At 49.9% G+C, this 22647-nt stretch carries 21 protein-coding genes; 9 read left to right on the top strand and 12 right to left on the bottom strand.

Annotated elements, in window-relative coordinates:
- The first annotated feature begins 167 nt into the window (after positions 1-167).
- Positions 168-917 carry an MBL fold metallo-hydrolase gene (locus tag CHI14_RS21075; RefSeq protein WP_095290959.1) on the top strand — a complete coding sequence of 250 codons (750 nt, stop codon included), beginning with the start codon at positions 168-170 and terminating at the stop codon, positions 915-917.
- A 209-nt stretch (positions 918-1126) separates the two neighbouring features.
- Here CHI14_RS21075 and CHI14_RS21070 read toward each other — a convergent pair whose 3' ends face one another.
- Both CHI14_RS21070 and CHI14_RS21065 read right to left on the bottom strand, forming a co-directional pair.
- On the bottom strand, positions 1127-2599 hold the full coding sequence (locus tag CHI14_RS21070) for an alpha-amylase (RefSeq protein ID WP_095290957.1): 1473 nt from the start codon (positions 2597-2599) through the stop codon (positions 1127-1129).
- A gap of 107 nt (positions 2600-2706) precedes the next feature.
- Positions 2707-5052: a helicase C-terminal domain-containing protein gene (locus CHI14_RS21065; RefSeq protein ID WP_095290955.1), complete on the bottom strand. Its 2346-nt coding sequence runs from the start codon at positions 5050-5052 to the stop codon at positions 2707-2709.
- A gap of 135 nt (positions 5053-5187) precedes the next feature.
- Here CHI14_RS21065 and CHI14_RS30710 point away from each other — a divergent pair, with 135 nt between their 5' ends.
- Positions 5188-5685: an antibiotic biosynthesis monooxygenase family protein gene (locus CHI14_RS30710; RefSeq protein WP_095290954.1), complete on the top strand. Its 498-nt coding sequence runs from the start codon at positions 5188-5190 to the stop codon at positions 5683-5685.
- A 164-nt stretch (positions 5686-5849) separates the two neighbouring features.
- Entirely contained in the window at positions 5850-7832 is a 1983-nt protein-coding gene (locus tag CHI14_RS21055; protein ID WP_481856440.1) for an LTA synthase family protein, read from the top strand.
- A gap of 120 nt (positions 7833-7952) precedes the next feature.
- On the opposite strand, the gene CHI14_RS21050 is transcribed toward CHI14_RS21055, so the two are convergent.
- The 4 genes from CHI14_RS21050 to cidR are packed head-to-tail and all read right to left on the bottom strand — an operon-like array spanning position 7953 to position 11193.
- Complete coding sequence (locus CHI14_RS21050; RefSeq protein ID WP_095290952.1) at positions 7953-8624, bottom strand: GNAT family protein; 672 nt, start codon at positions 8622-8624, stop codon at positions 7953-7955.
- Between the two features lie 31 nt (positions 8625-8655).
- A complete protein-coding gene (locus tag CHI14_RS21045; protein ID WP_095290951.1) occupies positions 8656-9333 on the bottom strand; it encodes a GNAT family N-acetyltransferase in 678 nt (225 codons plus the stop codon).
- Positions 9334-9384: 51 nt separating this feature from the next.
- Positions 9385-10242 carry a carbon-nitrogen hydrolase family protein gene (locus CHI14_RS21040; RefSeq protein ID WP_095290949.1) on the bottom strand — a complete coding sequence of 286 codons (858 nt, stop codon included), beginning with the start codon at positions 10240-10242 and terminating at the stop codon, positions 9385-9387.
- A gap of 57 nt (positions 10243-10299) precedes the next feature.
- The gene (gene cidR / locus CHI14_RS21035; protein WP_095290947.1) at positions 10300-11193 is read right to left on the bottom strand and encodes a cidABC operon transcriptional activator CidR; all 894 of its coding nucleotides are present in this window, start codon (positions 11191-11193) and stop codon (positions 10300-10302) included.
- Positions 11194-11356: 163 nt separating this feature from the next.
- Between cidR and CHI14_RS21030 the strand changes: the two genes are divergently transcribed.
- The 5 genes from CHI14_RS21030 to CHI14_RS21010 all read left to right on the top strand — a co-directional run bounded on the left by CHI14_RS21030 (position 11357) and on the right by CHI14_RS21010 (position 14762).
- On the top strand, positions 11357-11728 hold the full coding sequence (locus CHI14_RS21030; RefSeq protein ID WP_095290946.1) for a CidA/LrgA family protein: 372 nt from the start codon (positions 11357-11359) through the stop codon (positions 11726-11728).
- Positions 11725-12405 (top strand): CidB/LrgB family autolysis modulator, encoded by a 681-nt coding sequence (locus CHI14_RS21025; RefSeq protein ID WP_095290944.1) that lies wholly within the window; start codon positions 11725-11727, stop codon positions 12403-12405. The genes CHI14_RS21030 and CHI14_RS21025 overlap by 4 nt, the downstream gene beginning before the upstream one ends.
- Positions 12406-12510: 105 nt before the next feature.
- The gene (locus CHI14_RS21020) at positions 12511-13029 is read left to right on the top strand and encodes an AbrB/MazE/SpoVT family DNA-binding domain-containing protein (protein ID WP_095290943.1); all 519 of its coding nucleotides are present in this window, start codon (positions 12511-12513) and stop codon (positions 13027-13029) included.
- 125 nt (positions 13030-13154) lie between these two features.
- Complete coding sequence (locus CHI14_RS21015; RefSeq protein ID WP_095290941.1) at positions 13155-13850, top strand: Crp/Fnr family transcriptional regulator; 696 nt, start codon at positions 13155-13157, stop codon at positions 13848-13850.
- A 75-nt stretch (positions 13851-13925) separates the two neighbouring features.
- A complete protein-coding gene (locus CHI14_RS21010) occupies positions 13926-14762 on the top strand; it encodes a DNA alkylation repair protein (RefSeq protein WP_249281192.1) in 837 nt (278 codons plus the stop codon).
- A 114-nt stretch (positions 14763-14876) separates the two neighbouring features.
- On the opposite strand, the gene CHI14_RS21005 is transcribed toward CHI14_RS21010, so the two are convergent.
- Positions 14877-15248: a DoxX family protein gene (locus CHI14_RS21005; RefSeq protein WP_095290939.1), complete on the bottom strand. Its 372-nt coding sequence runs from the start codon at positions 15246-15248 to the stop codon at positions 14877-14879.
- 482 nt (positions 15249-15730) lie between these two features.
- On the opposite strand from CHI14_RS21005, the gene CHI14_RS21000 reads away from it, so the two are divergent.
- Positions 15731-16003 (top strand): winged helix-turn-helix transcriptional regulator, encoded by a 273-nt coding sequence (locus CHI14_RS21000; RefSeq protein WP_236146850.1) that lies wholly within the window; start codon positions 15731-15733, stop codon positions 16001-16003.
- A 114-nt stretch (positions 16004-16117) separates the two neighbouring features.
- Here CHI14_RS21000 and CHI14_RS20995 read toward each other — a convergent pair whose 3' ends face one another.
- The 5 genes from CHI14_RS20995 to CHI14_RS20975 all read right to left on the bottom strand — a co-directional run bounded on the left by CHI14_RS20995 (position 16118) and on the right by CHI14_RS20975 (position 22403).
- Entirely contained in the window at positions 16118-17122 is a 1005-nt protein-coding gene (locus CHI14_RS20995; protein ID WP_095290938.1) for a Gfo/Idh/MocA family protein, read from the bottom strand.
- A gap of 68 nt (positions 17123-17190) precedes the next feature.
- Positions 17191-18849 (bottom strand): glycerol-3-phosphate dehydrogenase/oxidase, encoded by a 1659-nt coding sequence (locus tag CHI14_RS20990; protein ID WP_095290936.1) that lies wholly within the window; start codon positions 18847-18849, stop codon positions 17191-17193.
- Positions 18850-19251: 402 nt separating this feature from the next.
- Positions 19252-20739 (bottom strand): glycerol kinase GlpK, encoded by a 1488-nt coding sequence (gene glpK, locus CHI14_RS20985; protein ID WP_095290934.1) that lies wholly within the window; start codon positions 20737-20739, stop codon positions 19252-19254.
- An 82-nt stretch (positions 20740-20821) separates the two neighbouring features.
- Entirely contained in the window at positions 20822-21400 is a 579-nt protein-coding gene (locus CHI14_RS20980; RefSeq protein ID WP_095291287.1) for a glycerol-3-phosphate responsive antiterminator, read from the bottom strand.
- Between the two features lie 235 nt (positions 21401-21635).
- Positions 21636-22403, bottom strand: a complete 768-nt coding sequence (locus CHI14_RS20975) for a GTP cyclohydrolase II (RefSeq protein ID WP_095291285.1) — start codon at positions 22401-22403, stop codon at positions 21636-21638.
- Between the last annotated feature and the right edge of the window lie 244 nt (positions 22404-22647).

The raw sequence follows: 22647 nt of genomic DNA, 5'->3' as shown, positions 1-22647 counted from the left end.
ATATGGGTACACTTCCCATCTTTACGCTACACTGTTTCCTCCCAAAGTTCAATAAAAAATGATAGCGTATTCAAAAAAGGTTGGTTTAGGCATATGCCCCCGAACAAGATATACTGGTTTTAATGAACTATATGCTGATCTGAAGATCATACAAGGAGATGAAATCGTTGAAAATTACATTTCTGGGCACAGGGGACATGTTCAGCGTAGAGCAGCATCACAACAGCATGCTCGCCGAATTTGGGGGCACGCACCTGGTCATTGATTTTCCGGAATCGAATGCAAAAGCGCTCAAAGAGGTTGGGTTCCCCATGACTGATATCCATAATGTATTTATCACACATTTGCATGAAGACCACATTAACGGTGTACAGATGCTCGGATACTATTCGCAAATTGTGGGTGACCGCAAACCACGCCTGTTTATCCACGAACAGCTGGTCGATCCGCTATGGAGCATCTTATCTCCAGGCATGCGCTACACCACCGATGGCGAGCGTACAATGAGCGATTATTATGATATCGTTCCACTGCCGGATGGGGGCACATTCGAGCTGGGCGGCGTGACGTTTGAGACTTTCCGCACACAGCACGTTCCGGGCATGGTCAGCAATGGTATTCTTGCGAAGCCCTACTTCTACTACAGTGCAGATAGCACGCTGGATCAGGAACGGGTAGAACAGGCTGCCGCAGAGGTGCAGCTGATTTTCCATGAATGCCACATGCATGATTTGGTGATCAAATCCCATACCTCGCTGAAGGACCTGGAACAGCTGCCCGCGGAAGTAAGGCAAAAGACCGTCTTAATGCATTATCATGACGAATATGCAGATGCGAGTACCCGGGAACGATTCCACCGAGAGCATGACCTGCGCATGGTCGGCACACTGGAATCGTTTGAGCTGAATGAGAAATAAGGTGAGTATAGGATGCTCCGAGTAGCTTCAGAAAGCTGAAGCATCGTTTTACTAGAAGATGAGGTGGCCTTCGTTCACGTTCCCAAATGGAGCCGAATAGAGGCTGCCTTCATTAGCACAATAATAAAAGCTGGACCCAGCACAAAAACCACCTGCAGGCATTCCGTCGCCATTTCAGGTGGTTTAGTTGTCTATATTTATATCAAATCTTACTCCGTCGCAGTCTCTTCATCAGGCAAAGCCCATACGGATAAGCCACCGCCACACACATGGAACGTAGCCCAGCCGTCCTTCTCAATGGTGATGCTATCCTCGCAGCTGTGCGTCAGATCGGTCCATACTTCACCGGCACGATGTTCGCCGACAAACATTCGTTTCTCGCCATCATCCCCGTTGGAGACCACCACCGCACAACCGGAGCCCTCGATTTCTTCCACGCCGCGGCGTACCCATCCAATGGTATTGGGATGATCGAAATAATCCTCCTGTTCCCCATAAGCCTTGTTATAACGGGCAGACAGCAAGATATCCAGAATCTCCTTTTTACCCTCCACAGGTTCAGGACCGCCAATACCATAATAATCCCCGTAAAAGACGACCGGATACCCATCACGGCGCAGCAGGGTCAGTGCATACGCGCTGGGTTTAAACCAGTCGTCAATCCATGATTCCAGTGCTTCATGCGGCTGGGAGTCATGGTTATCGACAAATGTTACTGCATGCGTTGGGTGTGTCTGAACGAGCGTATCATCGAAGATTTTGGACAGGTCGAAATCTCTGCCTGCCAGTGATGCCTCATGCAGCTTATAGTGAAGGGACACATCGAACAGGTCGATCTGATAATCCACCGTATCCAGGAATTGACGGCAGGCATCGAGATTGGAATTCCAGAACTCGCCTACGATGTAGAAGTCCTGCCCCCGCTTGCGAATCATCTCTGCTGCAAATTCCTTGATGAATTCATGGTTTATATGCTTGATTGCATCCAGGCGGAAACCACTGCATTGCAGCGTATCGATCAGCCATTTCCCCCATTGGAGCATCTCCTTGCGGACCTGCGGGTGATTGTAATCGATATTGGCGAACATCAGATAATCATAGTTGCCGAACTCGTCATCGACATTCTGATTCCATTTCTTGTTCTCTCCTGCGATGCGGAATATGCCGCTGCGTTCTGTCTTGGCATCAAAGTCCGTACCGTTAAAGTGCTCTGAGGTCCACTTGAAGGACGAGTATTGGTCGCCACGACCCGGAAACGTAAATTTGGTCCAGCCTTCGATCTCGAACGGTTTGGATATTTCCTTCGTCCGGTCGTTAGGGTCCACTTCAATGACTTTGAACACTTCCTTCTCGTCGGCACCGGCCTTATGGTTCATCACCAGGTCAACATAGACGGCAACACCGTTTTTCTGACACTCGGCAATGGCATCCACCAATTCCTGTTTGGTACCGTACTTCGTCCGCACACTGCCTTTCTGGTCGAACTCCCCGAGATCGTACAGATCATAGACACCATATCCGGTATCCTCCGGGGTAATGGCTTTGGTCACAGGGGGCACCCATACCGAATCAATGCCTTTGGCTTTCAGCTCCGGAGCCATTTGGGCCAGTCGTTTCCAATGCTTACCGTCTGCAGCCAAATGCCATTCAAAAAACTGCATCATCGTATGATTCCTTTTCATCAAAAACCGACCTCCTTGATTGCTTTCGAAGCGGACGTTGGAACGGATATGTATTCGCCCTTGTTCGTTCGTTTGCTATCCAAGTAATACCCTTTTTGGCCTAGGCTTCAATCACCCGCAGAGAAGTTTCCGGTTGAAGGGGATATGCGCTTGTAATCCAGCCACTCCTCGGGCAGAAGGGAACGATACGGCTCCTGGGTGAAGCGATCATCCACCAATACGAGTACGCCCGTATCCTCTTCCGTGCGAATCAGCCTGCCGCCTGCCTGCAGCACTTTGTTCATTCCTGGGAAAACATAAGCATAATTAAAGCCATTACGTCCTGAGCGATCAAAATAGTCACGAAGCACGTTGTTTTCCAGTCCAATCTGGGGAAGCCCTGCACCTACCACAACGACCCCATTAAGACGATCTCCCGGCAGATCCACCCCTTCTGAAAATACGCCGCCCATCACGGCGAATACGAGCCTCGTTCGTTCCGGATGCGGCTGGAATGCATTCAGGAATGCCTCCCTTTCCAGCTCATTCATGCCCTGTTCCTGCATGACCGTATCGGCCTCACCAGGAAGCTGCATGTAGGTCTCGTAGACTTCACGCATATACGGATACGAAGGGAAAAAGACAAGCAGATTGCTCCGCGGCCACTCGGATACGAGCTGATGCAGCATGCTCGCAATCGGCTGCCTGGAACGCTGCCGGTCCTTGTAGCGAATGGACAAGGGAAGCAGCCTTACATCCAATTGTTCCCGCTGAAAGGGTGAAGGGATACGCAACGTGTAGTCCTCTTCCTCCGCACCAAGCATGTCCCGGTAATATCCCAGTGGTGACAAGGTTGCCGAGAAATGAATGATGGAACGGAACCCTTTCGCTGTCTGACGGAGCAGCACGGATGGATCAAGGCAGAACAGCTTCACTCTCACTTCGCTTCGTACACATTCGGCAAACGTGACGAATCGTTCATCATACAGCTTGGCGATACGCAGGAAGTTCTGGGCTGTGAAGTAGGCATCCAGCAGCAGTTGATCCGTCTCGGCATTTCCCGAACCGCCTTCCACAAGATTCTGCTCCGCAACCATGACAAAGGGCTCCAGCAATTCAATCAGTTCTTCCGGTGCCTCCTGCTGCAGCAGCTTGCCCTCTTCTCCTCCATTTTTGCGCAGGGTGATCAGGTACTTATCAATGGCTCCCGCATGGTCTGTAATGGCCTTCGCGGCAGCGACACTGCTGCCCAGCGTCTTAAACTCCCTTTTGACATCCAGAAAAACAGCCTTCTCCAGCTCAGCGGAGAACATCATGCGGCCGCGATCGACCAGATTATGCGCCTCATCCACCAGCAGCACCGTTTTGCGTTTCTGCTCCTCCAGCATGCGTTTGAGGGAAATACGCGGGTCAAAAATGTAGTTATAGTCACAGATGACTGCATCGGCCGCATATGCCGCATCCAGTGAAAATTCGAACGGACACACCCGGTGTTTACGCGCGTACTGTTCGATGACTGGGCGTGTCATCAATGTTTCATGCTCCAGCATATCCAGCACTGCCCCATTAATGCGATCGTAATACCCTTCACACATGCCGCATTGTCCGGTATCACAGGCTTCTTCTTCCTTGAAGCAGATCTTGTCCTTCGCAGTCAGGCTGATCACATGCATGTTCAACCCTTCCGCCTGCATTCTGGCAAAAGCCTCTTCTGCCGCAACACGAGTCGTCGTTCTTGCCGTAAGGTAGAACAACCGACTGGCTTCACCTTCACCAATCGCCTTCACCGCGGGAAATAAGACGGACATTGTTTTCCCAATTCCGGTTGGGGCCTTGGCCATCAGTCCCTTGCCTTCACGGATGGTCTGATATACTGCCCCTGCCAGCTTGCGCTGCCCTTCCCGATATTTGCGAAAGGGAAACGGCAGTTCTTTAACAGTGACATCCCGCTTCTCTTCATATGCAGCAATCATCTCGGCATAAGGAGCGTATCCAGCGATGACCTCAGCGGCAAATTGCTCAAGCTCCTCACGTTCGAGCATGCGCCGATATCTTCTCTCCTGACTATTCACGGTCTGCACGTAGGTAAGCTGCACTTGCATTCTTGGCTCATCATGCTGAACGGCATACATATATGCATACATGATGGCCTGCGCCCAGTGGACCGGAAGCCCGTCGCCCAGATCATCCAGGTTGCCGGCTGTTGATTTGATCTCATCCACCGTCAGCTGACCCTCCAGACGAATCAGACCATCACATCGCCCTTCGATTACATAGACCAGGTCTCCATGCCGGATTTCAGCTTCAAGCACGACTTCTTTCAGATCCTCTTCCGTGTAATCCTTCTGCACCCGCTGGTGAATTCGAGTTCCTTCCTGCATGGATGCGTTGGAGCGGAATCCGGGACGAATACTGCCGCTGCGGTATACATATTCAACCAAAGGCCTGACTGATATTCGAATGGTATTTGTCATACGATCACCCGTTCTGTTTTAGTCTTTCTACTTTATCATGAAAAGACCTGGCCAAACCAGCCATTCCGCAGATTGGACTCGTCCCTCCCCGTATGCTATGTTGAAGGGGAACGTACATTTAAGGAGGCAGATTCCATGTATATTTATTTGGTTCCTTCCCCGATTCCGGACGTGCTCGCTGCATATCCGCATCTGACCTTGCGGAGCGAGGAGCAGGTTCGTCTTGCCATCGAAACGACTGAACGTCTGCTTCATATTGAGTCGGATGATAGCATAGCCGCATATGAGGCATTTGATGCCGCAGGCTCCTGGACAGGCGGCAGCTTTGCGGTTTTGAATAATATCCCGGTGACGGAAGACGGCCGTGGTGACTTCGAGAATCGGTTCAAAAACCGTGCACGCAAAGTGGAGGATGAGCCAGGTTTTGTCGGTATCCGTGTGCTCCGTCCCCTGAAAGACGATACGTATGTTGTACTTACCCTGTGGGAGTCTGAGGATCACTTCAAAAGCTGGCAGCAGTCTCAGGCATACAATCATGCCCACCGCAATCGCAGTACAAGTGAAGGACTGACCGCACAGAAACCAGCCATGTTTCCAAGAGCCTCTTATGTCACGACATATACGATAGAATAATGGGTAGCCTGATAGACTCAAGCACCCCACCAGTTTTACTTATGCAGCAGATCACATGGCCTCTCCCTGAATGGGAGGGGCTTTTTATATTTCTTATTTTTGACACAGCATACCATGAGGTAGCATAATACTTGTTAAATGAAACTTCGGAAGGGAAGGCGGTTATGTTGTCACGCAGTTCACTCACCCGGTTTCTAAGCGGACCGTTTATATTGTTTACCGTGATCATGATTATCAAAAGCTCCCTGGCCTGGATCGTCATTTTCGATGATATCCCGGTATGGAAACCTTTGCTCACTGAGCTGCCGCTTATCTGGATCTGCTTTTGTCTGATTGAGTGGTTTGCAGCCAAAAGACGGATGTGGGCCTATCTTGCGCTGAACCTGGTGCTGTCAGGCATTTTTTTCGCTGCCATTATGTATTACAAATATTACGGGGTCATCGTCAATTATCATGCGCTCGCGCAGGTGAATCAGGTGACGTCGGTGAAGAGCAGCATGTTCTCCCTGCTGGACCCGTATTACTTGTTTATTTTTGCGGATATTCTGATTATTGGCGGCATCCTGATCCGGCGCCGGATCAAGCTCGGCGTTACCGAACGTCCGGGAAAGATACCTCTGGACCGTAGAAGCAGACGCAGAGTCGCCTCCGTTATTCTGATGGTTTCCCTGGTAATCTGCATGCTGAACATATATCCTAACCGGGCAAGCATGAGCGAAATTACGCAAGCGGAACAAATGGGTATCCTCGGTTACGAGGCATATACCATTCTGGCGGATCGGCCTGACAAACCCGTTCCGCTTGATGAGATTGATCAGGATCACATCGATCAAATCAAACAAACGACAGCGCTGGACTCTATCGTGGATTCGGGGGCAGCTAAAGGCCGGAACGTGATTGTCCTCCAGCTGGAATCATTCCAGAATTTCCTGATTGGTCTGAAGGTGGATGGCCAGGAAGTCACACCACATCTCAACCAGCTTGCACAGGAAAGCCTGTTTTTCCCGAACTTCTATCAGCAGGTAGGTCAGGGGAATACATCGGATGCCGAGTTTGTTGTAAATACATCCTTCTATACACCGCCAAACGGAGCAGCATCTACGGTCTATGCCGATAAAGCCCTGCCAAGTCTCCCCAAACTGTTGTCCGCAAACGGGTATCAGACAGCTACATTCCATTCAAACGATGTTCGTTTCTGGAATCGGGATCAGCTCTACCAGGCGCTTGGTTTTGACCAATATTATGATATTGACTATTTTGGCACTGCGGATTCCATAGCTTTCTCGGCATCGGATGAGGTGCTGTATTCCAAAACGCTCGACAAATTGGAAGAGATGCAGGCAGAAGGCTCCCCCTTCTATGCACAGATCATCTCCATGTCTGCACATCACCCGTACCATTTGCCGGAAAGCAAGGTTAGTCTGACGCTGCCAGAACGGTACACAGACACCCTGCCTGGTGATTATCTGGTATCCCAGCATTATGCCGATCAGGCGGTGGGACAGTTCATTGAGGGTTTAAAACAACGCGGACTATGGGAAAACAGCCTGCTGGTGGTATACGGAGACCACCTCGGCCTGCCCATCTATTCGCTGGACCGGGACGACAAAGAGCTAATGAAGGAAATCTACGGCCGGGAGTATACATCCGCGGATATGATTAACATTCCGCTCATCATTACGGCTCCCGGTGTCACGCCTGCAGAGCAGCTGGGTCAGATCGGCGGACAGGTGGACATTCTGCCAACGATAGCCGGACTCACGGGAGCATCTCTCCAGGATCAACTGCACTTCGGGCAGGATCTGCTGCGGGAGTCAGGCAACCTGCTGCCGGAACGCTATTATCTGCCTACCGGTTCTGTGCTTAATGATGCCTCATTATTCATTCCGGAGACCGGTTATGGTGACGGAACCCATTACTCGCTTGCCGATGCCGGAAGGCAGGACATCAGGCAGGTGGAGAACCGTTCGGAACCGAAAAAGGAGTCATCGGAAGAGGCAGCTGTTCCCGCAACCGCCACAACGGATAACGACATAGTGTCCTCCTCAGGTTACATTACCAAGGACGAGTACGAGCGTGCTTTGGATCTTATGCATTTGTCCAACAGTTATTTAATACAGCTGCCTGACCGGAATACAGAGAAGTAGCTGGAAGCAGTCATTCAATCTATTAAAAAGCCCATGAAACAGGAATGGAATCCTGCTTCATGGGCTTTATGCATTTCCAGCCGTTCGCAGGCTGTGTCATGCTGTATTTCTGATTCGTAATTACAAAGGCAGCAGCGGCACCGAAGTGCGAGCTTTCAGCTGATCCACCATGGCAAGCCATTCCTGCGGTTTATTCGGCAGTACAGCATAATAGCGATTCAGGAAATCGGCCACCAGGCTGGCTGGCAGCTCCCCCTGCGCCTCATTGCCCGGCATGAAGCAGAGGTCAAGTCCACCCACTGCTTCTCCGTCCCCTTGCCAGGAAGGATGAACATACGGGAAATCCAGTCGTTGATATCCCAGGTGGGACAGCACTTCGCGCCGTACATACGGATCCATGGGTTTAATGCCGCCAAATTCATGATCCTGGCTAAGATACGGGTTATAGATCTCGGCGAACATGCCGAACAGTTCCTTGCCGTTTGCCGCGGCAAGCTGCTGCAGGTCACGCTTCCGATGGTTGGCAAGGAAACTGCCAATGCCCAAACCTTCGCGGCCGATAATCGTAAAATCCGTCATGGCCACATTCCAGTCTTCGTAGTAACGGTATTCTGTCGCTCCCACGACGTTCCCTTCATGCACAGCCACAAATACGCGAATACCTGGATCTTCCAGCGGTTCCTGCCACAGCGGGAAGTCCAGTACTTCCTCAGGCGGGAAAATCTCCTGCATCAGCTTGTGCATTTGGGCAAACAAAGGATCATTAATCGAAGTAATTCGTGTAAATTCCATGGATTCATCTACCTCCAATGATAAATGTGCATTATGTCTTGAACGGATTGCGCCATTCCATAAGGGCTGCATAGTTGCAGGACTCCTCATCATCCAGATACTCCGTCGCCACGCCCACTGGCATACGCCCGCAGCGCAGCAGGAATGAGATTACCGGATCGTGTTTCTCGCCGGATACCACCTGCTCCAGATACGATTCAGCCGTCATTTCATCTGCCACCAGATGGTACCCGGGCATTCTCCCGGCACCGAGCAGCCGGTCGAGCCCCTGTACAATGACCAGATGATACATGGCCTGCATCATGAGCTGTGCCAGTCCCCACTTGCGAAATTTCGGACGTACGCAGAGATCAACGATGTAGAGCGTGTTGCCATCCGGCTGATGATTGCGAATATACCCATCATCGGTCACTTCAACCCACGTGTGGCTTGCCGGATGTGAAGGGTCCCATTGCATGCGCAGCGAGGTCATCGATCCCGCCAGTTCACCATCTACCTCAATGCAGATGGCCCCATCCGGGTAGTTGGCTACATGACTGGCCAGCTGCTCATGGTTCCAGAGCAGCTCTTCCGGATAAGGCGGAGGGAAGCTCTCGGCCTGGATGCGAATCAGTTCATCGAAGTCAGCCTCCTGATACGTACGAACGATAGCTTTTACGGGCTTACCGCGCTTATCCGGACCGGTAATCAACATCTCTTTTTGATACATGCTGATAATCTCCTCCTCCCAACAGACAATACGGGTAGTTCAAGCCTCAGACTACTCCCAGTCGGTATATAGATCGGTGCGGCGGTCACGCCAGGTCGTTACAGATCCGCGCTCACGTACTTCATATAGCAAATCCAGATCCAGATCTGCCGTTACGATCATATCATCGTTAATCTCACCTTCGGCCAGAATACCGCGCGGCGGGAACGGGACATCATTCGGCGTAATGATGGCAGCCTGTCCGTAGTTGGCACGCATGAAGTCCACTGTCGGCAGATTGCCCACTGTTCCGGTCAGTACAACATAAACCTGATTCTCTACCGCACGGGCATGACTTGTATAGCGTACCCGGTAGAATCCATGGCGATCATCCGTGCAGGAAGGACAGAAGATGACGTCAGCTCCTTTGGCTTTTGCCATACGCACAATTTCCGGGAACTCAATATCGTAACAGGTCAGCATCGCAATTCTGCCTTTATCCGTGTCGAATACTTCAAGGCCATCACCCGGTGCCATGTTCCATTCCTGTACTTCGGTCGGTGTAATATGGATCTTGGCCTGGCGTGCAATACGGCCATCCGGATAGAACATGTGGGCGGTATTATACAACTTCCCTTCACGCCGGATGACATGGGTTCCCCCGATCAGGTGCATGTTGTACTTCGCCGCCAGGGATGTAAACAGCTGTTCATACTGCTCCGTAAAATCTGGCAAGTCCTCAATGGTCAGCGCGTTGCCCTTACCGTCACCAATGGACATGAGCTGAGTTGTAAAAAATTCAGGGAACAGCACAAATTCAGTTCCGAATTCGTCGGCTGTCCGTATGTAATGCTCGGCTTGAGCAGCAAACTGCTCAAAGGAGCTGATGGTTTGCAATTGGTACTGTACAGCGGATACCCGCAATTTCATGTTTCTCCACCTCCATCATTATTCTGCTCTCATTGTATCAACGAAATGAAGTAATTTCTATTTCCTTTCTTCGCTCAACATCGCCTTGGTGAAACCGATCCATTCCCGTGTGGCAAAAGAAAGATATCGGTCCTTGCGCCAGATCATGCCGAGCTGCCAAGGAATCACGGGTTCCACAACCGGCATAATGCGTACACGCATATGATCCACTTCACGGCAGATGGTCTCGGGGAGTAATGCCACACCCAGATTGGCAGCGACCATTGCACTGAGCAAATCCCACTGGGAGCTCTCATAGACAACCCTCGGATGGAATCCTACATGCTGACAGGCAGCAATGATCCGATCATGCAGGGCAAAATCCTCCCTGAACAGCACAAAGGCATCATGCTCCAGCTCACGCAGGGCAACCGATTCTTTGCCCGCCAGCGGATGCGAAGGGTGAACGAGCAGATTCAGCTTTTCTTCCACGAACACAAAATGATCGAGCAGCTCATCCACCGTCGGCAGCACTGCTACACCAATATCCAGTGCACCACTGATGACATCGGCTTCTACTTTTTTCGCACCATCCTCAAACAGTTGAATGCTCACTTGCGGATAGGCCTTATGAAATTCACCGATGATCATGGGGAAAAAGCTCGAGCCCACCATGGGCGGCAGTCCGATACGCAGATGTCCTTTTTTCAGGTTCATCAGATCATCGAGTTCAGACGACAAGCTGCGAAACGATTTTTCAATTTCCAGTGCCTGACGAAAAAAAACATGCCCTGCATCGGTCAATTCGACTCTCTTGCCATACCGATCCAGCAGCGTGACTCCCAGCTCATCTTCAAGACTTTTCACGGTTTTGCTGATAGTTGGTTGGGTGATATATAACACCTCGGCTGCCTTAGTAAAGCTCTGCTGCCTAGCGACTTCCAGAAAATATTGCAAATGGCGGATATCCATCGTCTGATTCCAGCCTCTCATAGATAAATGGAATAGAAAACATTCTTAATATGCATTTTACTCATGAAAGAATGCGATGTAAAATTGGTAACAAGAAAGTGTGTTTCCATTCATTTTCATAAAAAATAAATCAATCACGTTGATAATATAAGGAGGAATTGAAGTGAAAAAATGGGGACTTGGGATATTGCAGGTTGCTCTCCTCATGGTCTTTTCACTGCTCATGGACCAGTTGGCCCGTGCTCTCCATTTGCCTGTGCCGGGTTCGATACTCGGTATGGTTGTACTGTTTATTTTGCTTCAGACTCGGGTCGTGAAGCTGCGCTGGATTGAAGTCGGAGCCGCCTGGCTGCTGGGAGAACTGCTGCTGTTCTTCATTCCTTCAGCCGTTGGCATCATGAACTACATGCCCATGCTTGAACATGACGGACTGCAGATTCTGTTCATCGTCCTGCTGAGTACATTTCTGGTTATGGTCTGCACCGGCCTGGTTGCCACACGAATCGCCAAACGAAAGGAGCGTCACACCGGATGATCGGATTTCTCTGCTTGTTGTTAACTGTCGGTATTTACTTGATTGCCAAACGCATGTATCGCCAATTGCCCAAGGTGTATCTGTCTCCACTGCTGATCACGCCCCTGCTTGTTGTTGGCGTGCTGCTTGCGACCGGGACGGATTATGCAGATTACAGCAGCGGCGGCAAATGGCTTAGTCTGCTGCTGCAACCGGCTACGGTAGCTTTTGCTGTACCGCTCTATACCTTTTTCCATGTGCTCAAAAAGCATATATCCGAGATTGTCTTCAGTGTCATGACCGGATCGGTAGTTGCCGTACTCTCGTCAGCCCTGCTCGCCAAATGGCTTCAGCTGGACTCCGGGCTGATTCACAGCCTGATTCCGCGTTCCATTACAACTCCGATTGCCATGAATGTCTCAGCTACCATTGGGGGGATCCCGGCTGTTACTGCTGTTTTTGTCATCATGACCGGTTTGCTTGGGGCGATTATGGGTCCTTCTATCGTTAAAATGCTCCGCATTGATGGAGAGATTGCCCGCGGAACCCTGCTCGGAACGGGTGCCCACGGCACAGGGACTTCCAAAGCTTTTGAGCTCAGTTCCCTGACAGGAACCATCTCCAGTATCTCCATGGTACTCGCTGCATTGTTCACTCTGGCGGTGGCTCCCATTCTTTCTAAACTTATTTTCCCATAATAGATAGAATTGTCCCTATTATTTGAAATATTATTGTTGTATTAAAGCCCTTTCTTCCTTACAATAAGGACATGTTTTATAAGCGAATATTGCGGGGGAGATGCGATGAAAAGAACCGGAATGAAGAGATCTCTGGACCGCCTTGGACGAATTGTCCTTCCCAAAGAAATGCGGGATACGATGGAAATCCATATCGGCGATCCGCTTGAGTTTTTCATTGAGGGGAAAGAGTTGATTTTGAGAAAGTACAAATCAACGTTGTGTGTGTTTTGCGGTGATATGGATACGGATATGTATTTCAAAGAGCAATTCATCTGCCGGACGTGTGCTGTTCAATTAAAACACCCGGATGACACTCCCGAATGGTTCGTTCCTCAGAACAAACAGGCTCCTGCAGCCGTGGAGCGTCCTGCAGCCGATTCCGCCAAAGTCTCGTCTCCCACATGGGATGAGGGAACTGTACCTGCCAGCACTGAGTATCCTGACCTGAGGCCCAAGACGGCTCGCATGCTGCAACAGATGAAAGAAATTGTTGAACAGAATCCTGGTTTGGCTCAGCAGCAGATTGCGGAAAAACTTGGTATTAGCCAAGGACGCGTCTCCCAATTAAAGAAATTGCTATAATACGATTTCATTTTATTATTTATAATCAGGAGATCTTCCCGATGAGGAAGTCCTACTGCAAGAGAACCCTGTGTATGTGTGGGTTCTTCTTTTTTTATCCGTTTATTGATATGGAGGAGAGTAGCATGAACAACATGCTGTATTTATCCCAGTTTAATCTGCTGTCCAGTCTGTCCGAAGCGGATCTTGTCGAAATGGACAGCATGACATCCATCACCACCCTGTCCAAAAATACATCGATTCAGACCCCGGATACATTTACTGAAGGCTTTTATTTTGTGAAAAGAGGGGCCATCCGCCTCTATACACTGAGTTCAGAAGGAAAGCAGTTTACACTCGATATTCTGAAAGAAGGCAACGTGTTTGGAGAAATGAACGGTATCTCGCTTGGTACACGGGCAATGTATATCGAAACGATGGAGGAATCCGACATTTGCCTGATGAACCGCCAGCGTTTTGACCAGTTTCTGCTTGAACATCCCGCATTCATGATGAACCTGATGAAGGTGCTGAGCGAGCGGATTAAGAACATGAGTGAGCTAACACAGAAGCTGGCCCTCGGGAATCTCCATGATAAAATTATGCATGCTCTCTTACGACTAGCCAGCCAGATGGGATCGACTGAGGAAGAGGATTACTTCCGAATCCATCTCGCACTGACCCATCAGGAGATTGCCTGGATGGTAGGGGCAAGCCGGGAATCGGTTACTGTCGTACTGCAGGAGCTCTCAAAAGCCGGGAGAATCCGTACCGGTTTCAAGTCGGTATCCCTGCATCGGGATGCAATGACCTCCATGCACGACCTGTCTGCCCACATGTAAGATGGATTACATCTCCAGCCCGCTGCTCACTGTATCGTGTAGGTATAGGACACGTGTACAAGGAGGAGCTTAGTCATGCAAGCAAAGGCACACGCAACGATCCCAAGTGATATTCTTCTACGAAAAGGTGCTCGCAAAGCGGCGGATATTCCGGAGCATGTCCGCAACCTTCTCCAATCCGGACAGATCGAATCCGTCAACCTGACGGAATGGCTCGCAGTCGATCACATCCTTCTATTTCAGCAAATCACCCAAGATTGGGAAATGATCGAGGATACCCTAGAAATTATTCAGCAGTTACAACAGTTGAATGAGCAGCGAATTATGAAGCTCATCCCGGCTATAGCTCTTGCTTGGCTTGCTCTCATGGAGCACAAGGATACTGAATATCGGACCCAACTTTTCTATTCCATTGCCCAGCATCATTCAGACAGCGTTCGCTGCTGGGCAGCTTACATGATTGGAATGAATTCGCAACTGAGCTTAAATGAAAAGCTTGATCGCATCCGCCCCTTCGCCGCAGACCCCCATTTCGGTGTACGCGAGATTGCCTGGATGGCTGTACGTGAGCCGATCATAATCGAGTTACCCATTGCCCTGAAGCACCTTCTACCCTGGACAGCTGATCCTGATCCGCGAATCAGACGCTTCGCCATTGAATCCATTAGACCCCACGGCGTTTGGGCCAAGCATATTCAGGTGCTAAAAGAAAACCCGGCCTTAGCTCTTCCCCTGCTGGAACTGGTGAAATCCGATCAGGACAAATATGTGCAGGATTCGGTTAGCAACTGGTTGAATGATGCCAGCAAATCGAATCCGGATTGGGTTCGCCAGGTCTGTAGCACCTGGCTGCAGATGTCAGATACGAAGGCCACAAGGCGGATCACCACCCGAGCGCAGAGAAGCCTGTGATCATTTTTTACAATCTAAAGAAAAATGAATTACATGAAGGCATCGTAAAAGAGGGCAACTGTTTTCACAGCCGCCCTCTTTAGGTTATTCAATCTATACGTTGGTCTAATTAGGTTACGCCTGAACAACTTCCAGGACCTCTTCTTCCTCCAGCTTGCGCATACCGATCGCCAGAATAACAATATTGGCAACGAGCAGGATCGCTGGAAGAGCAATAGCCCCGTATTGTCCGTAGATCAGATGACTTCCGAGTGCACCAATCAGAATAAATGTCAGTACACCTGCTGCTACCATGCGGGTACGCGGGATCAATAAACCCACTGCACTAAGCAGTTCTACCGCGCCGAGCAGATACATCGTCCACTTGGGATACGAGAAGCTTTCGAATGTCTGTACCATCATCTCGGCACCCATCACCTTGTTAAGCCCCGTCATCACAAATACACCTGCAAGCACTACCAGAAAAATATATCCAATAACTTTCATTATGTATGTTCCTCCTGTAACTGATCTAAAGGTTAGATGAAAAGTAAAGCTGGAGCATCTTGACTGCTGCACATTGCGTATTCAATTCAAATCTGCAAGATGCTAAATCTATGTCAAAGCCGTCTTGCGACGACTCGGTTTTCAAGCTAACATGCGAACGAATAATGTGGTCCATATCTATCTATTAGGTATTATTGGATACTGGCTTACTTTTATGAAGTGAGTATATAATAATAAGATTATTTATTCAAGTAATTTTTTGATAAATAGTGTATAATACATACAAAAGGGTTGTTGCATGGATTTTTGCCGTAACCTTTATGAATGAATGCTTCTTATTTTTCGTCAGAGTGGCGGTAAGCCAGGCACTTTTTTTATATACAAGAAAGTTGGACCATTCCTACATTGTTATGCGAATTGAGGTGAACACGTTGAAGCTGAGAAAAGCAAAATCACCAAGTCCCTGTTTGATCACACAAGCCATGGACATTATTGGTAAGAAGTGGGTTCTGCTGATCATGTATCAGCTGCTCTCCGGACCTAAGCGCTTCACGGAGCTGGAAGCGGAAATGGCCATTAGCGGCCGTCTGTTATCCGAACGGTTGAAGGAAATGGAGATGGAAGGCATCGTAACCCGTCATATGTATCCTGAAATTCCGCCACGGGTTGAATACGAGCTGACCCCCAAAGGCAAGGCTATTGAGCCGGTGATCAACCAAATTTATGGCTGGTCCTCCGACTGGCTGAAACGATAGCAATGCAGATCCCTCTAATCTAAAACACCAAAAGCCTGAATAGGTGCTGATCTTCTTCAGATCAGCTTCCCATTCAGGCTTTTTTCTTGAACTGCAATTTAACTATTACGTAATTTAATGTGAAAGGTTCTTAATAGGCTTCAGCTGCACCGGCAGACCGGAATCGGCAGATGCCAGCGCTGCTGTTGTAATCTCCTGCGTACGGCAGGCATCCGCGTAATCAGACAGAATCCGCGTACGGTCACCCGTCCGAAGAGCATGAATGAACGCCTCGTTCTCCCGTTCATACGGGTTATGTCCTGCCGGAATCTCCTGACCCGCCATCGCGTGGGCAGCAGCACTTGGCAGCAGCAGACGGTCTGGTGTCCAGTCCCATACTCCCGCTTCCGTGTAGAACTGAAGTCCGGCACCGCCTTCTCCATCCGGCAGCAGGCATGTATTGGCAATGCTCGCAATGGCACCGCTCTCCAGCTTAAGCGTAACATTCGCTACATCTGCCACGGTAACATGATCATGTTTCTCATGCATCACACGCTGGGCTGCTGCAGCATACACCTCAGTAACTTCTCCTGCACAATATCGGAGCAGATCCACAATATGTGTTGTCTGCTCGACAAACTGCCCTCCGGATCCATCCTGACGGCGCCACCAGGCAACGCCTGGCATCCCGCCCATCCAGCGTCCAAGTGCCATGCCAATCGTCTGATCCTTCATTGCCCCCCGAAGCACCTGAGCGGCTTCCTGATAGCGAAAGTGATAACCTACCGAAGTAAGCAAACCTGTATCCTTCACCTGATCTAAAATGTTGCGCGGAATTTCCATTCCTGTGCTTAGTGGTTTCTCCACAAGGAAAGGGATGCCGCGACGAATCAGTTCCGATTCAATCGTACCATGTGACATTGGCGGAACGCAGATGTAAACTGCATCCAGCTTCTCCCCATCCAGCATATGTTCAAGCTCGCTGTAGCCAGCTGCATCATACACGGAAGCCATGGCCTCAGCTTTCTCCAAGGTGGTCCCGAGCACACTTGCCACACGGACGCCTTCCATTCGTGCCAAAATATCTGCATGGACTTTGCTGAACCAGCCTGTTCCAATGATGCCAATCTGTAACGTCATGGATGTAATCCCCTCTCTTTGTTACGCGCTTACATGTTCCATTCGACCCCCGAATACGAAATCCTGCATTATATTTTGCCAGATGCCCCCAATATCAGCCGGTCCAGTTCTTGTTCATACCCTGTTCTCTGCTCATCCGTCCAGCACAGCCGATCATTCATGTATTGGATAACTGCCGACTTATACTGACGCACCTCGTCAATTCGGAAAAATAAATCGCCTGTTCGTCGCACCAGGAAGTCTGCCGGGGTTACGGCCATTTCTTCCTCAATTGCATAATTCAGCATGAGCAGCAGTTCCTGCGGCATGCCATGCAGTTCCGCCTTGGCCCGTGGATCAGGCAACCGGTCATACAGGGCATCCACATTGGATCCATAGGTACGAGCCAGCCGCTCTGCAGCTTGCCGATTGAGTCCGAGTGCTACCCCATCCTTAATCTTGCGCTCTATATAGACGGAGTATCCTGCTGAGCCACCAACGTCCCCACCGGAAATCGGCATCTTCTTGGTTATGCATGGCCCAATCGATTTACCTGTTTCCTGCTTCAGCTCCCTGGCTGCCAGATCAACGACCATTTCAGCCATTTTGCGATACCCGGTCAGCTTACCCCCCGCAATGGTGATCAGTCCGGAGGGAGAGACCCACACTTCATCCTTGCGTGAGATTTCGGAAGGACTCTTGCCCTCCTCATGGATTAATGGACGTATGCCAGCCCAGCCCGATTCCACATCTTCGGCACGAATCTGGATATCTGGAAACATGCCATTTACCGCATCGATTACATAATCCCGATCTGCTTCAGAGATCAGAGGATGCGCCGGGTCATCCTGGAAAACAGTATCGGTGGTACCCACGTATGTTTTGCCATCCCGCGGAACCGCGAAAACCATTCGCCCATCAGGCGTATCAAAATATACAGCTTGCCGTAGAGGAAACCTTGATCCGTCGAACACCAGATGAATGCCTTTGGTCATTTGCAGCGTCTTGCCCTGACGTGAACCATCTACCTTGCGGAGCTCATCCACCCATGGACCCGAAGCATTGATTACCTTGCTTGCCCTTAATTGAACACGTTGGCCTGAGATCTGGTCTGTGGCCTCGATGCCAATGATCTTTCCGTTTTCCTTCACAAACCCGTCTGCTTTTACATAATTCACAGCTTGGGCTCCACGCTTTACCGCTTCTTTCATCACTTCGATGGTAAGCCGTGCATCATCCGTCCGGTATTCCACATATAACCCGCCACCCAGCAGTCCCTCTCGGCGCAGCAAAGGTTCGCTGTCCGAGACAGCTCCAGCGTTTAGCATCGTACGGCGTTCGCTGCGCTTCACACCCGCGAGCCGGTCATACACCATCAAACCAATGGAAGTGCTGAAGCGCCCAAACGTACCTCCCGTATAAATGGGCAGGAGCATCGGCTCCGGTGTCGTCACATGAGGTCCATTTTCATAGACAATTGCCCGTTCGCGTCCTACCTCAGCTACCATTCTCACTTCGAACTGCTTCAGATATCGTAAACCTCCGTGGACCAGTTTGGTTGAACGGCTGGACGTGCCCGCTGCAAAATCCTGCATTTCAACCAGCGCGGTCTTCAGTCCGCGGGACGCTGCATCAAGGGCAATGCCTGCCCCAGTGATCCCTCCGCCTATAACCAATATGTCAAAATGTGCATTCGCCATGGATTGAAGATACTCGCCGCGCATCGCTGCCGAGAAAGGTGAAGTCATCGGTATGCCTCCCATTCATTTCCTTTATTTTTGCTAACCCACCTTCAAAAAAGAACAAAAAAAGACCACGTCATTCGCTGCAGCAATTGCTGAGCGGTACGTGGTCTCTCCCGATCTCCAGACATCATTTTTTAACTTGTGCTTTAATCCTATCACACATTTTGAGCGGCGTGAAGGCCTGAAATGACACATTATTCAAAAAAAATTCAAAAAGTTGTTCTGCCCAAGGACGTAATTTCAATCTGATCCACTAACCTCTTTATTTTCCTAATCATGGATATATGGATTTCGTTCCCCAGGAAAATATCTCCTGTAAGTTATGCATCATTTTCCACCAGTAATTATCATCTATAGCATTTATTTAACGAAAAAGTACAAATGACCGTATCTTCATAATCCTACTTATTTGAAGGCCATCGCAGCCTTCACTGCTCGCTGCCAACCCGCGTACAGATCATTTCTGGTATCCTCTTCCATCAGCGGATTGAATACGCGCTCCGTGTTCTCATGATCCTTCAGTTCATCGGCACTTTCCCAGTACCCGACAGCAAGACCTGCCAAATAAGCCGCCCCCAGAGCCGTTGTCTCGTTCACCGTTGGGCGCTCAACCGGAATGCCCAGAATGTCGCTCTGGAATTGCATCAGAAAGTCATTGGCCGCTGCGCCGCCATCGACGCGTAGAGAATGAACGTCAATGCCCGAGTCGGATTCCATAGCTGCCAGGACATCCTTGGTTTGATACGCCAGCGCTTCAAGCGTCGCACGAATAAAATGTTCCTTCGTAGTGCCGCGTGTCAGGCCGAATACGGCACCTTTCACCTCGCTGTCCCAATACGGACTACCTAGCCCCACGAAGGCCGGTACCATATACACACCGTCTGTGGAAGGCACCCGTGCAGCATAATCCTCACTATCCTTGGAGGAACGCAGCATCCTTAATCCGTCACGCAGCCACTGAATGGCAGAGCCTGCCACAAAAATGCTGCCTTCGAGTGCATACTCCACCTTGCCATTAACACCCCAGGCAATCGTTGTGATCAATCCATGGTCCGACTTTACCGGATCTTTCCCGGTATTCATGAGCATGAAGCACCCGGTACCATATGTGTTTTTCATACTGCCCTTGTGATAACATCCCTGACCGAACAGGGCTGCCTGCTGATCCCCCGCTGCGCCAGCAATGGGAACCCGGTGGCCGAAGAAATGATAATCCATCGTGTGCGCATACACTTCAGAGGAGCCCCGCACTTCCGGCAGCATCGCTTTTGGAATATCGAGAATACGGAGCAGTTCGTCATCCCATTGCAGATCATAGATGTTGTACATCAATGTACGGGAGGCATTGGATACGTCCGTCACATGGGTACCTCCACTGAGCTTCCAGATCAGCCAGCTGTCGATCGTGCCAAATAGCAGTTCTCCCTGCTCCGCGCGTTCACGTGCTCCTGGCACATGGTCCAGAACCCACTTGACTTTCGTACCGGAAAAATAGGGATCAATAAGCAGTCCTGTTTTCTCCCGAAAAAGGTCTGCCAGTCCCTTCGATTTCAGCTCTTCACATATATCAGCAGTTTGTCTCGACTGCCAGACTACGGCATTATAGATGGGGCGGCCTGTTTCCTTGTCCCACACCACAACCGTCTCGCGCTGGTTCGTAATCCCGATTCCAGCAATCTGGGCAGGCTTAATTCCGCTCTCTGCCAAGCATGAAGCCATAACCGCAAGAATGGAGCTCCAGATTTCATTTGCATTCTGCTCGACCCATCCTGGCTTGGGGAAATACTGCGGAAACTCCTGCTGGGCGATATGTACAATCTCCCCATTGTGGTTAAACAGAATGGCCCGTGAACTCGTGGTCCCCTGATCAAGAGCCATAATATACTTTTCCATATCGACAACCTCCTGTAAGCATATTGCATCATTCGATATCACAGGTGCCTGATTGACAGATGCAATAATGTTGAAATTAATGCTATCGTTTCGGTTCTGTAAGCGATTCCCCAAAATGTCGGATCAGGTCAAAATTGGACGTGGTCACCGCTGTTGCACCGGCCTGAAGCGCGAGCTCAACCTCTTGGGCGGACCGGATCAGTCCTCCGGCAATAATGGGAATCCCCGTCCGTTCCGCTACCTCGGTAATAATATGCGGAATAACGCCAGGAAGCACTTCAATATAATCCGGCTGTGTCTTCGTCAGCAGTTGATAACTCTTCTCCAAGGCATTTGTATCCAGCAAAAACACCCGCTGAATCGCGGTGATCCCCTTTTGTTTCGCCTTTTGAATAACCGTTGCCCGTGTGGAGATCAAACCCGCCGGACGAATATGCTGACACAAATATTCTACCGCGTACTCATCGTTCTTCAGCCCTTGGACCAGATCGGCATGCAGCAGGATTTTTTTGCTTCGCCGCCTTGCCTCATCCAGCAAGCTGTTCAACTGGGCAATGTGGGTATCCAGCAAAACCCCATAGGTGTAAGGGCCATCAATAATCGCTTCGAACTGCTTCATGCTCTTGGCAGCGGGTAACATGCTCTGTCCCTCAAATGGCACCATCGTTCCTCCTGCATCATTCAGATTGCCTATATTGTATAATCCGTATGGTAGATCGGCAAGCAGGGCCAGGCAGTAGGAAGCAATCCCCATAGCGTGGTTGCTCTGCAGTAAACACCAAAAGGCTGCTGTCGTACACCCCTGAGGAAGTGAACAACAACAGCCAACTTTTTGTCGATTGCACAGCAAGATACCTTCACTGGAATCAACGCTGATTTAACACATAAGGTGAGATTTAAGCCTGCGCATGCGGAAGCAGCACATCGGCCCCGTCCCAGCCATCATTCTCTGCCAGGTGACCCGAACGACTTACTTTCGTTTGCAGGTATTTCTCATTGAACGCCGAACGATCGCCCCACAATGGAACACGTCCGCCCACATTCAGTCCCGCTTCCTGCAGTGCAGCCAGCTTCCGCGGATTGTTCGTGATCAACGTAACAGGTGCAGAACGCAGTGCACGCAATACAGCAATGGCATCGTCATAGTTACGAGCATCGTCCGTAAAGCCAAGCTGCAGGTTCGCATCTACGGTATCCAGACCTTCCTCTTGCAGAATGTACGCCATCGCTTTGCTGAACAGACCAATCCCGCGACCTTCATGGTTCGCCAGGTAAAACAAGGCACCCGCTCCATGGGCTGCGATCATTTTCATGGATTGCTCCAGCTGGAAGCCACAATCACAGCGCTTGCTGCCAAAAATATCGCCTGTATGACAGATGCTGTGCATCCGGATCAGTGCTTCCTGCGCTTCGGCAAAATCGCCGTACACGAGCACACTGGACTGCTGACGTTCTGCCAGTTCGGCAGTAGCCAGCGATTCAATCAGCTCGCCGCTCTCCATGACCTTATCCGATTTCAGCCAGCTGTACCACTGGAATGTACGCGTCTCTCCATCCAGATTGACCGGGAGCTTAATCGGTCCAACCAGATATATAAATTCTTTTCCACTCGGAAAAGTCTGGATTTTGGGGGCAAGTAATTGAATAATATGTGAATTGATCATCATGTTTCGTTCCTCCTGTTAAGCCATTTGATATACAAATTGATTCGTATCCAGACCGAAAAAAGATCACTGGACGTGTATAGTACGTATCTATATTATTGTCATCATCATTAGTTACTTTATGTAAGCAAGTTTAAAATAAAAATTATATTGTGTCAAGTAACTTTTGTTTTTAAAGTAACTAATAAAATCAAGATACGAAACCGACACAAATTTGTGTTTCATTTTTGGAATATTGGGTATG

Origin of the sequence: Paenibacillus sp. 7516 (assembly GCF_002272715.1) — a bacterium.
In the GTDB taxonomy this organism is placed as follows: domain Bacteria; phylum Bacillota; class Bacilli; order Paenibacillales; family Paenibacillaceae; genus Paenibacillus; species Paenibacillus illinoisensis_A.
Note: the sequence above shows the minus strand (reverse complement) of the source record. Positions and strands in the feature narration are given on the sequence as shown.

Coding starts and splice junctions, on each gene's coding strand:
- CHI14_RS21070 (WP_095290957.1), bottom strand. CDS start 2,599: ATGAAAAGGAATCATACGATGATGCAGTTTTTTGAATGGCATTTGGCT.
- CHI14_RS21065 (WP_095290955.1), bottom strand. CDS start 5,052: ATGACAAATACCATTCGAATATCAGTCAGGCCTTTGGTTGAATATGTA.
- CHI14_RS30710 (WP_095290954.1), top strand. CDS start 5,188: ATGTATATTTATTTGGTTCCTTCCCCGATTCCGGACGTGCTCGCTGCA.
- CHI14_RS21055 (WP_481856440.1), top strand. CDS start 5,850: ATGTTGTCACGCAGTTCACTCACCCGGTTTCTAAGCGGACCGTTTATA.
- CHI14_RS21050 (WP_095290952.1), bottom strand. CDS start 8,624: ATGGAATTTACACGAATTACTTCGATTAATGATCCTTTGTTTGCCCAA.
- CHI14_RS21045 (WP_095290951.1), bottom strand. CDS start 9,333: ATGTATCAAAAAGAGATGTTGATTACCGGTCCGGATAAGCGCGGTAAG.
- CHI14_RS21040 (WP_095290949.1), bottom strand. CDS start 10,242: ATGAAATTGCGGGTATCCGCTGTACAGTACCAATTGCAAACCATCAGC.
- cidR (WP_095290947.1), bottom strand. CDS start 11,193: ATGGATATCCGCCATTTGCAATATTTTCTGGAAGTCGCTAGGCAGCAG.
- CHI14_RS21025 (WP_095290944.1), top strand. CDS start 11,725: ATGATCGGATTTCTCTGCTTGTTGTTAACTGTCGGTATTTACTTGATT.
- CHI14_RS21020 (WP_095290943.1), top strand. CDS start 12,511: ATGAAAAGAACCGGAATGAAGAGATCTCTGGACCGCCTTGGACGAATT.
- CHI14_RS21015 (WP_095290941.1), top strand. CDS start 13,155: ATGAACAACATGCTGTATTTATCCCAGTTTAATCTGCTGTCCAGTCTG.
- CHI14_RS21010 (WP_249281192.1), top strand. CDS start 13,926: ATGCAAGCAAAGGCACACGCAACGATCCCAAGTGATATTCTTCTACGA.
- CHI14_RS21005 (WP_095290939.1), bottom strand. CDS start 15,248: ATGAAAGTTATTGGATATATTTTTCTGGTAGTGCTTGCAGGTGTATTT.
- CHI14_RS21000 (WP_236146850.1), top strand. CDS start 15,731: ATGGACATTATTGGTAAGAAGTGGGTTCTGCTGATCATGTATCAGCTG.
- CHI14_RS20995 (WP_095290938.1), bottom strand. CDS start 17,122: ATGACGTTACAGATTGGCATCATTGGAACAGGCTGGTTCAGCAAAGTC.
- CHI14_RS20990 (WP_095290936.1), bottom strand. CDS start 18,849: ATGACTTCACCTTTCTCGGCAGCGATGCGCGGCGAGTATCTTCAATCC.
- glpK (WP_095290934.1), bottom strand. CDS start 20,739: ATGGAAAAGTATATTATGGCTCTTGATCAGGGGACCACGAGTTCACGG.
- CHI14_RS20975 (WP_095291285.1), bottom strand. CDS start 22,403: ATGATCAATTCACATATTATTCAATTACTTGCCCCCAAAATCCAGACT.